The organism is Amycolatopsis sp. NBC_01488 (assembly GCF_036227105.1).
GTDB lineage: Bacteria > Actinomycetota > Actinomycetes > Mycobacteriales > Pseudonocardiaceae > Amycolatopsis.
Map to the genome: position 1 here is coordinate 3200364 of NZ_CP109434.1, position 12100 is coordinate 3212463.

The 12100-nt window shown below is 70.2% G+C and carries 11 protein-coding genes; 7 read left to right on the plus strand and 4 right to left on the minus strand.

Going from position 1 to position 12100, the window contains the following annotated elements; genetic code table 11:
- Positions 1-157 precede the first annotated feature (157 nt).
- From OG738_RS15530 to OG738_RS15560, 7 genes are all read left to right on the plus strand, one after another.
- Positions 158-2851, plus strand: coding sequence for a sensor histidine kinase (locus OG738_RS15530; RefSeq protein WP_329054637.1), 2694 nt, complete (start codon positions 158-160; stop codon positions 2849-2851).
- Positions 2852-2863: 12 nt separating this feature from the next.
- Entirely contained in the window at positions 2864-3541 is a 678-nt protein-coding gene (locus OG738_RS15535; RefSeq protein ID WP_329054638.1) for a copper homeostasis protein CutC, read from the plus strand.
- Between the two features lie 504 nt (positions 3542-4045).
- Positions 4046-4258 (plus strand): hypothetical protein, encoded by a 213-nt coding sequence (locus OG738_RS15540; RefSeq protein ID WP_284749629.1) that lies wholly within the window; start codon positions 4046-4048, stop codon positions 4256-4258.
- A gap of 41 nt (positions 4259-4299) precedes the next feature.
- Positions 4300-5262: a hypothetical protein gene (locus tag OG738_RS15545; RefSeq protein ID WP_329054641.1), complete on the plus strand. Its 963-nt coding sequence runs from the start codon at positions 4300-4302 to the stop codon at positions 5260-5262.
- 167 nt (positions 5263-5429) lie between these two features.
- Positions 5430-7076, plus strand: coding sequence for a S53 family peptidase (locus OG738_RS15550; protein WP_329054643.1), 1647 nt, complete (start codon positions 5430-5432; stop codon positions 7074-7076).
- Positions 7077-7158: 82 nt separating this feature from the next.
- On the plus strand, positions 7159-8001 hold the full coding sequence (locus OG738_RS15555) for a helix-turn-helix domain-containing protein (RefSeq protein ID WP_329054645.1): 843 nt from the start codon (positions 7159-7161) through the stop codon (positions 7999-8001).
- Between the two features lies 1 nt (position 8002).
- The gene (locus OG738_RS15560; protein WP_329054647.1) at positions 8003-8164 is read left to right on the plus strand and encodes a DUF397 domain-containing protein; all 162 of its coding nucleotides are present in this window, start codon (positions 8003-8005) and stop codon (positions 8162-8164) included.
- 56 nt (positions 8165-8220) lie between these two features.
- Here the strand turns inward: OG738_RS15560 and OG738_RS15565 are convergent, their stop codons facing one another.
- Genes OG738_RS15565 through OG738_RS15580 form a run of 4 tightly spaced genes read right to left on the minus strand, consistent with a single transcriptional unit; the run spans position 8221 to position 11714 of the window.
- Positions 8221-9084 carry an ABC transporter ATP-binding protein gene (locus OG738_RS15565; RefSeq protein ID WP_329054649.1) on the minus strand — a complete coding sequence of 288 codons (864 nt, stop codon included), beginning with the start codon at positions 9082-9084 and terminating at the stop codon, positions 8221-8223.
- Positions 9085-9104: 20 nt separating this feature from the next.
- Entirely contained in the window at positions 9105-9938 is an 834-nt protein-coding gene (locus OG738_RS15570; RefSeq protein WP_329054651.1) for an ABC transporter permease, read from the minus strand.
- Entirely contained in the window at positions 9935-10705 is a 771-nt protein-coding gene (locus OG738_RS15575; protein WP_329054653.1) for an ABC transporter permease, read from the minus strand. Before OG738_RS15575 ends, OG738_RS15570 begins: the two co-directional genes overlap by 4 nt.
- 1 nt (position 10706) lies before the next feature.
- Positions 10707-11714 carry an ABC transporter substrate-binding protein gene (locus OG738_RS15580; RefSeq protein ID WP_329054654.1) on the minus strand — a complete coding sequence of 336 codons (1008 nt, stop codon included), beginning with the start codon at positions 11712-11714 and terminating at the stop codon, positions 10707-10709.
- Between the last annotated feature and the right edge of the window lie 386 nt (positions 11715-12100).

Sequence of the window (12100 nt, forward strand, 5' to 3'; positions counted from 1 at the left end):
TCGTGCTGGATCGTATGGTCCGCGCCCCATACGATCGCGGGCAGGGCCGTATCGCGCCAGCACGGCTTTCGGATCTTCATGGAGCGGGCTACCGTTCAGTAGGTTCGAGGTGTCGTCAGATCCGCGGGTTCCCGCCCGCGGCGGAAAAGGAAACCAGGTGACCCGTCGCGACCAGCGTCCCCGCAAGGGCGGCGACGCGGCGGACCCACGTCCGGCCGGTGGCCGGTGGCGGCTCCGGAACTGGCGTCTGGGCACGAAGCTCTTCGCCGTCCTCCTCATCCCCGCGCTGGCGGTGATCGCGCTCGTCGGCCTGCGGATCAGCTCGGACCTGCGCGACGCCCGGCAGCTCGCCGAGTTCGCCACCCGCGGCCGCGTGGACAGCGCGGTCGCCGAAGCCATCCACGAGCTGCAGCGCGAACGCGACCTCACCGTCCGGTTCGTCGCCCAGGACCGCCAGGGCGACACCGCCGACCTCACCGGCCAGCGCAAGCGCGTCGACCAGGCGATCGGCACGTTCGAACGGACCCTTGCCGACAGTAAACCCCGGCTCGACGCCAAGGCGGCGGAAAGCCTGCAGCAGACCGACGACCGGCTGCGCGTCCTCGGCGGTCTCCGCTTCTCCGCGGAGCATTCGGCGTTTCCCGCCGACGCCGTGCTGCGCTCCTACAGCGAGCTGATCTCCGGCCTGCTCGACATCAGCGACTCGGCCGCCGCCGACGTCTCGGACCCGGAACTCGCGCGGCTGCGCCTGGCCGGCAACGCGCTGGCCCGGATCAAGGACCAGATGTCGGTGAAACGCGCGGTGCTGGCCGAGGCGCTCGCCGCCGGCAAGCTCGACCGCGACCGCACGCGCGCGTTGCTCGGTGCCGAAGCCGAACTCGCCGCCGCGCGCAACGACTACCGCACCTTCGCGACGCCCGAGCAGCAGCGGATGTTCGACGACACGGTGATCGGCCTGGTCGTCGACATCGGCAACGACATGGTCGAGTCCGCGCTCACCCGCACCGAGAACGGCCAGAACCTCGACGGCCTCGACCCGAACCAGTGGGACGTTTCCGCGACGCACACGGTGAACCTGGCCCACCAGGTGCAGCAGGCGCTGCTGGTCCAATTGCAGGAACGCACCGACGCGCTGGCGGCGCAGGCGCGCGCGGCGGCGATCTGGGACGGCGGCGTCGTGCTCGGCGTCCTGCTCGTCGCGGGCGTGCTGTCGGTGGTCATCGCGCGCTCCCTGTTGCGCCCCTTGCGGATCCTGCGCCGGACGGCCCTCGAAGTCGCCGAGCACCGGCTGCCCGCGGCCGTGCAGAACCTGCTCACCGACCCGGAGCCAGCGCCGGAGAACCTGCGGAAACGGCTCGCCGTCGCGCCGGTCCCGGTGTTCACACGCGAAGAACTCGGCCAGGTGGCGCGGGCGTTCGACGCGGTGCACGGCGAAGCCGTCCGGCTGGCGGGCGAGCAGGCGATGCTGCGCGAGAACGTCAACGCGATGTTCGTCAACCTCTCGCAGCGCAGCCAGGACCTCGTCGAGCGGCAGCTGTCGGTGCTCGACCGGATGGAGGCCGACGAGCAGGACCCGGACACCCTCGCCGGGCTCTTCGAGCTCGACCACCTCGCGACGCGGATGCGGCGCAACAGCGAGAACCTGCTGGTCCTGTCCGGTCAGGACTCGGCGCGCGAGGACGCCGGCGCCGTCTCGGCCGACGAGATCATCGGCGCCGCTCTCTCGGAGGTCGAGCACTACCAGCGCATCGAGCTCGGCCCGGCGCCGCAGGTCGCGGTGCGCGGCGAGGCCGTCAACGACCTCGTGCACGTCGTTTCGGAGCTGCTGGAGAACGCGACGCGCTACTCCGGCAACACGACGGTCACCGTGGCGAGCGCCGAAACCCACGACGGCGACTGGCAGATCGAGATCATCGACCACGGCGCGGGCATGCCGCAGGCCGAGATCGACCGCACCAACGCGCGGCTCGCGCACCCGCCGGACGTCGACGTCGAGGTGTCCCGCCGGATGGGCCTGTTCGTGGTCGCGACGCTGGCGACGCGCCACCGCATCGACGTCAGCCTGAGCTCGGGCCACGACGGTGGCCTGATCGCGACCGTGCTGGTGCCGTCCGCCCTGATCGTCGAGCTGCCGCCGATACCGGGCCCGCCCCCGCCCGCCGAGCCCGCCGAGGCCCCCGAGCCCGAGCTGCTGGCGCCGCTGGCCCCGCTCACGCCGCCGGAACCCGAGCCGGAGCCGGCGGAGCTGACCCCGCCGTCGATCGAGGCCGGCCCGCCGCGTCGCGCCCCGGTGGTGGCCCGCGACCACAGCCCGGAGTGGCCGACGGCGGACGACGACTCGCACCTGGACCTCGACGCCCCGACCGAGCGGATGCCCGCCTACCGCGACGTCCTGTCGCGCTGGTTCGACGCGTCCGCGGCGCCGCCGGCGGCGCCGCCGCCCGAGGTGCGGCGGCAGCCGGTGGAACCGCGTCCGGTGGCCGAGGCGCCGCGGCCGGTCCAGCCCGAGCCGCGGCACGCGCTGGCCCCGCCGCCGCCGATTTCCCGGGAAAGCGGATCGAGCCCGGACGACGAGGACACCGAGCCGCAGCTCACGCCCGTCGCGCCGCCGGCCGCGATCGAGCCCGACTACGAGTGGCCGACGCCGGCCGAGCTGGAGCAGGAGGACGGCGCGGAGGACACGTGGCCGTTCCTGCAGCCCGCCGACGCGGCGGCGAGCCCCGGAGCGGTGCCGGAGCAGCGGCCGATACTCTCTCTTTCCCCGGAAGCGGTACGCGAGCGGATGACGAGCCTTCAAGGCGGCTTCCGGCGAGGGCGGCACGCGAGGGGAGACGACACCCGGAACCAGTGAAACGGATGAGGCATGAGCTCGAAGACGCCCCTGCTGGAAGTGATCGCGCTGGACGCGGCGGACGCCGAAGGCGCGCAGGCGGGCGGGGCCGACCGCCTCGAACTGGTGACGGACATGGCGCAGGACGGCCTGACGCCGACGGTCGAAACGCTGCGTGACGTGCTGTCGGCGACCGACCTCCCGGTGCGGGTCATGCTGCGGGACAACGGTTCCTTCGCCATCGGCGACCTCGAGGGGCTGCGTGCCGACACCGCCCGGCTGATCGACGCGGGCGCGCGCGAGTTCGTCTTCGGGTTCCTGAACATCGACAGCGAGATCGACCTGGACGCCTGCGAAGCGCTGATCAAGGAGGTCGACGGTCTGCCGTGGACGTTCCACCGCGCCATCGACCGCACGCGGGATCCGTTGCGCGCCTACGACCAGCTGGCCGCGCTCGGCTGTGACACCGTGCTCGCGGCCGGGCACCCGAACGGCGTAGCCAGCGGGCTTTCGGTGCTGCAACGGCTCGCGCAGCGTGAGAGCGGTCCGGCCCTGCTCGTCGGCGGCGGGCTGCGCGCGCAGCAGGTGCACCTCTTGCGCGCCGGCGGGGTGCGCGGGTTCCATGTCGGGAGTGCGGTCCGGCCCGGCGGCTGGCAGTCCTCTGTGGACGCCGAAACGGTGCGCACGTGGGTGGACCTCGTCAAATCCTGAAGCACTGCGGAAGCCGCACATCGGGCGGGTGCACCACGCGGAATTCGCGGTCGGCCGGCGATCGGTTTGGTTGATTCGCCGGCCGGTTATACCAGTATTTCGCCAGGTGAATCGTGCTCATGAAATTGCATTCGGTTCTTGCTGATGCCGAATAGCCACCGCATGTGCAGGCGCACGTGCGGGGCCGTGGTTGGGCTGCTTGGTGGCTGATGACTCGGCAGGTTGCTGGCTATCGTGGTCGGAAGCCGGGAAACGCCGGTCTTTCCGGCGGGGCGGGGTGACGCGCGGCGAGCAGGTCGCCGTTCACCCGGATGGTGTCAAGAATTGTTCGGCCAGCACGGGAGGCGGCGCTGTGGGCGCGCGTATTCGGTTCGCGGTCAATTCACTGAGAAGCCATCGGGAAACCAGGATGTCGACCATCCGGTGGATTTCTGCCGCGCGGGAGCGGCTGATTTCCCGCGGATATCGCCCGAGTGCGCCCGGAGCAAGCCGGAAGGCCGGATCGTGACCGGCGCGATACCGCGTCAACGCGGAACCGAGACCTCCGAAGACGAGTTCGCGAAGCTGGGGCTCGGCGGCTCGCTCGCCCTCACCGGCCTGCTGGCCGCCGTCAAGATCGCGGAAACCGCCACGGGAGTGGTGCTGACCGCCGCCGGGGTGCTGCCCGGCGCCAGTCCCTCGAAGGAGCGGGCTCCGGCCTGGCCCGGCGGGGAATGAACGGGAGCTGCCCGGCAGCTCTCTAGGGACGGAGGGCTGCCATGAACGGCAGTGGAGGGCGGGACGACCAGCGCGGCACGCGCGTGGGTCTCGCCGACGTGCGCCGGCTCGAGGACGTCGTCGCCGAGCTCAGGGGCCTGGACTACCGCTACGGCGGCGGCGCCTGCCGGGCGGCCGTCGAAGCGCGGCTCCCCGCCGCCACGGCGCTGCTTGACGGCGTGACCAAGACCGTCGTCCTGGCGCGGCTGTACACCTCGGTCGCCGACCTGTACAACCTGGCCGGCTGGACGAACTTCGACCAGGACCGCCCGGCCGCCGCGCTGGAGGCGTTCGCGCGGGCGCTGGAGCTGGCCGAGGAAGCGGGCAACGACGACCTCCAGGCCAACATCCGGTACCGCATCGGGCGCCTGCACCTGCACTACGGTGCCGTCGACGCGGCGCTGGCGGAGTTCGCGCGCGGCCGGGAAGCGGCGCTGCTGGCGCACTCCGACCTCGCGCTGGCGATCCTGTCGGCCAACCAGGCCTGGGCGCACGCCAAGAAGGCCGACGTCACCGGGGCGCTGACCCACCTGCGCCGCGCCCGCGAGGAGTTCGCGGATGCCGAGGGGCGCGAACCATCGCCGTGGGACGCGTTCTTCGGCGCCTCCGACATGGCGGCCATGGTCGGGACCGTGCACGGCGAGCTGGCGCAGGTGGTCGACATCCGGCACGGCCGCGACGGCATCCCCGCCCTCGTCGAGGCGATCGGCGGGTACCGCCGGGGCATGACGCGCAGCCGGTCGCTGACCTTGATCTGGCTGGCCACCGTGCACGCGCTGGACGGCGATCTCGACGTCGCCGGCACCGTCGGCGAAGAGGCGATCGAGCTGGCGGCGGCCCTGCGGTCACCGCGGACGCGGCAGCGGCTGCACTCGCTGTCGGCGGCCGCCCGCCGGTTCGCCGGCAACGCCGACGCCCGGGAGATCGTCGACCGCATCGATGATCTCGGGCATTCCGGACGATAATCGAATGGCCATGGAAGAGTAAACACGCGGGAAAATGAAAATGAGATCCGTCGAAGCTCAGCCAAAAGTAGGTTCCTCGGCGCGATCAGAGCTTCTTATGCTTCTCGGCAACCTGCGGCGAGTATTCCGCGCAGGCCCGGTCCCCGCCGCCGAGAGGAAATCCTCCCATGCGCTTGCGCAAGCTCGTCGCGGCCGCCGTGCCGCTGCCGGCGTTGCTCGGCCTCGCCGTGGTCGTCCCCGCCGCCGCGGCGACGGAACCGCTGGTCACCCTGGCCGACAACGCCGCCCCGCTCGTCAACAGCGCCCGCACGGGCGACGTCGCGGGCGGCCAGCGGATCACCGCGGCGCTCTCCCTGAAACTGCACAACCAGGAGGCGCTGGAAAAGTTCCTCGCCGACGTGCAGAACCCGGCGTCGCCGCAATACCACCACTTTCTGACCCCGGCGCAGTTCAATGCGGAGTTCGGCCCGACCCAGGCCGACGTGCGCAAGGCCGTCTCATTCCTCGAGAAATCCGGCGCCACCGGGATCGAGGTTTCCGGCAACCGCCAGGCCGTCACGTTCACCGGCTCGGCGGCCCAGCTCGAGTCGGCGTTCCACACCCGGCTCGGGACCTACCACGACCAGTCGTCCGGCCGGAACTTCTTCGCCAACGACGCCGCGCCGACCCTGCCCGCGGACGTCTCGAGCGTCGTGGGCAACGTCGTCGGCCTCGACAACCACGCCCTGCGGACGCACACCACCGCCGTCGCGAAGCCCAACGTCGTCAAGGCGGTGACCCCGCCGGTGCTCAAGACCGCTTACGGCACCAGCGGCCTCTCGGCGACCGGCAGCGGCGTGAAGGTCGGTTTCGTCGAGTTCGACGGCTACCAGAAGTCCAACATCACCAACTACGACAGCACGTACGGCCTTTCGGCGGGCTCGGTGACCACCGTGCCGGTCAGCGGCGCGAACTACGACTCGTCGCCGGGCGACGGCCAGATCGAGGTCGAGCTCGACATCGAGGTCGTGCACGCGCTGGCGGCCGCGGCGAACGACTACGTGTACGAGGCGCCGAACACCAGCGCCGGCGAACTCGCGATGTACCAGAAGATCGCGTCGGACCACACGGTCAACGTCGTCTCGATCTCCTGGGGCGCCTGCGAATCCGCGGAGGGTTCGAGCGCGGCCAAGAGCATCAGCAGCGCGGTCGCGACGGGCACCGCGGAGGGCATCTCGTACTTCGCCGCGGCGGGCGACGACGGCACGACCGACTGCTACCGCCAGACGGGATCGACGGCGAAGGCCGTGGACTTCCCGGCGTCGAGCCCGAACGTGACCGGCGTCGGCGGCACGCAGCTGACGGTGACGTCCTCGAACGCGTACAGCAGCGAGAAGGCGTGGAACGACGGCGCGTCCAACGGCTCGACGGGCGGCGGCATCTCGACGGTGTTCACGGCGCCGTCGTGGCAGTCCTCGCAGAGCACGACGTACCGCAAGGTCCCGGACGTCTCGGCCGACGCGGCCAGCGGTTCGGGCTACTACATCTACACGGCGGGCTCGTGGGAGACGGTGTGGGGCACGTCGGGCGCGGCCCCGCTGTGGGCGGCGTTCGCGACGCTGCAGAACCAGGTCCACGGCGGTGGCCTGGGCAACCTGAACCCGAAGTTCTACTCGATCGGCAACGGGTCCTCGTACGGCACGGGCTTCCACGACGTGACGACGGGCAACAACACCCTCCACGGCACGACGGGGTTCAGCGCGGGCACCGGGTACGACCAGGTGACGGGCTGGGGCTCGTTCAAGGGCAGCGGCTTGTCCGGCCTGATCGGCTGAGTGGTTTCGGGACCGGAGCTGTCGCATCCGTGCGACAGCCCCGGTTTTCGGGCTTGTCGGTGGCCGGTGACAGAATGCGCACATGGCAGCACTGGTAGCGACACCGAGGTCGCGCGCGCTGGGCTTCGGCCTGCGTACGGCGAGGGAGGCGCGAGGCCTGGGCGTCCGCGAACTGGCGCGGCTGGCGCAGGTGGTGGCCCAGGATGTCTCGCACTGGGAGAGCGGGCTGCGCGTGCCCAAGCTCGAGCAGGTGGGGGTGCTGCTGGGGGCGCTGCGGGTGGAACCGGCGGAGCGGGAACGGCTGGTGGAGCTGGCGCGGAACGCTCGCGAGCCCAACTGGCTCGAACGCACGGTGCTGGGTGTTTCCTCGGCTACGGCGACCTACGTGGAGTACGAGCGCACCGCGACCGCGATGGTCGATTGGGAGCCCTTCCTGGTGCCGGGGTTGTTCCAGACCCCCGGCTATGCCAGGGCCATCCTGGAGTCGCATCGGTTGCCGGCCCGGATGATCGAGCAACAGCTGGCGATCCGGTCGCGGCGGCGAGAGGTCCTCACACGCAGTCATCCGCTGGAGTGCACCGTGCTTCTCGGCGAAGCAGTCCTTCGCCAGCGCTTCGGCGAACCTGGCGACATGGTCGAGCAATTCCACTTCCTGGTGCGCGCGGCGCAGCCGCGCACCACCACGATCCGGGTGGTGCCCGCGGATGCGGGCTACCACCCAGGGCTGCGGGGCCACTTCGTGATCTTCGATTTCGCCCAGCTGCCGTCGATCGTGCACATCGAGCACATCCGCGGCAGTGCCCACGTCTACGATGGAGATCACCTGGCCACCTATCGCGCGGCCGCGGAAGCCATGTCGGCCCTGGCTCTGACCGAGCGGGATTCGCTCGCACTCATCCAGGGGGTGATCGCCGAACTGGAGTGAGATGTCCGAGTGGCGCAAGTCGAGCTACACCGACGAAACCAACTGCGTCGAGGTCTCGCCGGGTCCGGTGTCGCAGATCCGCGACACCAAGGATCGCTCGGGGGGCACGCTTGTCGTCACCGCGGCCGCTTGGCGGGCCTTCCTTCGCAAGGCCAAGGATTAGCCTGGGGCCATGGTCAAGCGCACGGTCCGCCGCGCCGTCGTCTGTCCGAAGTGGACTCAGCTGCCGGCCTTGCTGCTCTCCGTCACGTCCGAAGACTGCTCCGCCAGCTCCCACTCCGCCGCGTCGGACGCGGCCGTCGCGGCCTCTGCGGGACTGCCGCCGTGCAGCAGACGGGCCACTTCGCCGCGCAGCGTCACGAACTCCGCCGACTCGCGCGTCGTGATCTGGTCCCGCGAAGCGGGCAGGCCGACCGGCAGGTCCGCCACGATCGACGCCGGCGACTTCGACAGCACCAGCACCCGGTCGGACAGGTAGACGCTCTCGTCGATGTCGTGCGTGACGACCAGGATCGTGCTGCCCTGCTCGCGCTGCACGCGCCGGGTCAGGTCCTCGAGCTCGAAGCGCGTCTGGGCGTCGACCGAGGCGAACGGCTCGTCCATCAGCAGCAGCGCCGGGCGGCTGGCCAGCGCGCGGGCGATCGACACCCTTTGCTGCATGCCGCCCGAGAGCTGCCACGGGAACTTGCCGCCGACCGCGGACAGGCCGACCTGCTCCAGCGCCTCGGCCGCCCGCGAACGCCGGTCCGCCCGCGAGATCGGCCGCCAGCGCAACGGGAACTCGACGTTCTTCTGCACCGAAAGCCACGGGAACAGCGACCGGCTGTAGTCCTGGAACACGACGGCGAGGTCGTCCGGCACGCCCGAGACGCGGTCGCCGTGCAGGCTCACCGTGCCCTCGGTCGGCGGGGTCAGCCCGGCGACGCAGCGCAGCAGCGTCGACTTCCCGCAGCCCGACGGGCCGACGATGCTGGCCAGCTGCCCGGCCTCGACGGTGAACGACAGGTCGTTCACCGCGGTGTGCGCCTTCGCGCCCGTGCCGTAGCGGTGGCTGAGGCCGGACACTTCGAGCATGGTTGACATGGGGAGATGCCTTTCCAGCGTCAGTCGCGGCCGAGGCGGGCCGGCTGCCAGGCCAGCACCCGCCGTTCCGCGGCCAGGAAGATCGTGTTGAAGACGTAGCCGAGGATGCCCAGCAGCACCAGCCACGACCACATGGTCGGGAAGTCGAAGTCCTGCTGGGCGTTCAGCAACGACCGGCCGATGCCGTTGTAGGCACCGACCAGCTCCGAGACGACCATCAGCAGCAGGGCGATCGACAGGCTCACCCGCAGCCCGGCGAAGATCTTCGGCGCCGCCGCGGGCAGCACCACCATCGCGATCCAGTACCGCTTCGGGGTGCGGAAGGACCGTGAGGTCTCCACCTTCACCTGGTCGACCGAGCGGACGCCGTCGACCGCGTTGAGCAGCACCGGCCACACGGCACCGAAGATGATCGAGCCGATCTGCATGCCCGAGCTCAGCCCGAACAACACCGCGAACACCGGGATCAGCGTGGGCGGCGGGATCGAGCGGAAGAACGCGAACAGCGGGCCGACGTAGTCCATCGCCTTCGCGGACCGGCCGAGCAGCACGCCGAGCACGATGCCGACGACCGCGGCCAGCACCCAGCCGCCGAGCGTCCGGCCGAGGCTCGGGAACACGTTGTCGAACACCGCGTCGGTGAGGAAGAGGTGCGACGCCGGCCCGGTGAACCACAGCTTCCCGGCCGCGACCGCGATCTCCGTCGGCGGGGGGAAGAACTTGCTGCCCCCCGCGCGGGCGGCGAACTCCCAGGCGACCACGAGGATCGCGAACAGCAGCCAGTTGCGGACGACGGAGGCGGCGCCGCGCGCGGCTCGCCTGCCGACCCGGCCGGAAAGAGTCGCGGCGGTCACGCGATCGCCTCCCGGTCCACCGTGCTCCAGCGGAACAGCCGCTTGCCGAGCTGCTCGAGTCCTTCGTTGATGAGGTAGCCCAGCAGCCCGGCCACCACCGTACCGGCCAGTACCAGGTCGAACCGGACCGAACCGGTGCTCGCGACCAGGATGAAGCTGCCGAGGCCGACTTCGGAACCGGCCAGGAATTCCACGCTGACGACGGCGATCAGCGAAATGATCGCGGACAGCCGGATGCCGGTGAAGACGAACGGCGCGGTCTGCGGCAGCGCGACCGACGACAGCATGCGGAACCGGCTGGTCCCGCACGCGCGCGCGGTCTCCATCAGCACCGGGTCGATCTCACCCATGCCGTAGATGGTGTTGAACATGATGGGCCACAGCGAGGCGTACACCGCCAGGCTGATCTTCGCGTCCGGGCCGGAGCCGATCACCAGCAGCACCAGCGGCACCAGCGCGGTGACCGGGATCGGGCGCAGGAACTCGACGATCGCGGCGGTGGCGGTGCGCAGCACCGGGACGCTGCCCAGCAGCAGGCCGGCGGGCACGCCGATCACGATGGCGATCGCGATGGCGATCAGCCAGGCGAGCATCGTCGCGACGACGTCGCGGAGGAATTCGGGGTCGCCCAGCAGGTCGCCGACGGTGACCAGGACGACGCTCGGCGGCGGGATGAACGTCTTACTGACCAGGCCGACCTGGACGACCACCTCCCAGAGCAGGAGGAAGCCGACCAGACCGACCAGGCCGCGAAGCAGTTTCGTCACGTCAGCTGGTCGCCTGCGGGGCGATCATCGGCGCGGCGTCGACCTTGCTGGTGATGACGCCCATCTGCAGCAGCAGATCGGGCACCCGCTGCAGGCGCCGGGCGTCCAGGGTGGAGCCGTACCCGGGCAGGGTGAGCAGCTTGGCCGTGTCTTCGTCGATCTTCGCGTACTTGACCAGCAGCGGTTCGACCTTCGAACGGTCGTTGATCGCGTCGCTGGTGGCCTTCTTCATCGCGCGCTGGAAGGCCGCGAGGGTCTTCGGGTTCGCCTGCACCCACTTCGTCGTCGCGCCGTAGCCGGTCAGCGGGAAGTCCTGGCTGGCGCCGGTGTTGATGTCGATGACCGGCGTCGCGCCGACGAGCTTCGCCGCCTGCGAGAGCATCGGCTCCGGCATGTAGGCCGCGTCCACCTGGTTGTCCTTCAGCGCCGCCGCCATGTTCGGCAGCGGGACCAGTACCCAGTTGACCTTGCTGAAGTCGACCCCGTGGTCCTTCATGACGGACTTGGTGAGGATGTCCGACGCGGTGTTCTTGGCGGTGATCGCGATCCGCTTGCCGGCGAGGTCCTGGACCGTCTTCACGTTCGAGTTCGGCACCGTGACGATGGCGTTGCTCTTCGCGTTCACCGACGTGCCGTCCGCGACCAGCTGCACGTCCGCGGCGCCGGTGCTCTTGGCGATGAAGAACGGCGTGTAGGTCGACAGCGCGATGTCCGCCTCGCCGGAGATCGCCTTCGTCATCGACGCCTGGCCGCTGTTGGCGACGACCTGCTCGACCTGGAGGCCCTCGGCCTTGAAGTAGCCGCCGTCCAGGGCGAGCCAGAACGGGGCCAGGTCGGTGGTGGGCATGATCGAGACCTTGATCTTCGACTTCTCCAGGCCGCCCCCGGTCGACGAGGCGCTCGAGTCGTCCGAGCCGAGCGCACTGCAGCCGGTGAGGGCCGTGGCGGCTGCGACGGTGAGGGCGAGCCCGAGCGCGGCGCGGCGAGTGCGAACCCGGCCACTGCTCATGGCGTTTCCAAGCAAGGCCTGCTCCTTGAAGAACGTGACGGTTCGTGAACCGAATTCGGTGGGAGTGCGTGACTCATTTGCGAGAGCCACGCGGGCCACTGTAGAGAAGGTGACAGCTCGCTCACAACGGGTTCGAGAAATACCCTAGAGGGTGGTGCACGTCACTCGATGGGCCTCTGGTCTAGACCCACTGCTCCACTCGCAGTAGCCGTTCACCCAGCGTAGGACCAAGATCTTGAATATGAGATGACCGGCTGTGGACCGACTGAGCGAACGCTGTGCAACATCGCGTACGTGGGGTCGGGAGGGTTACATCTTCCCCGGCCGTTCGCTACCCTCTGCACCTGCGGGGAGGTATCAACCTCCGATGTAGTGAGAGAGAGCGC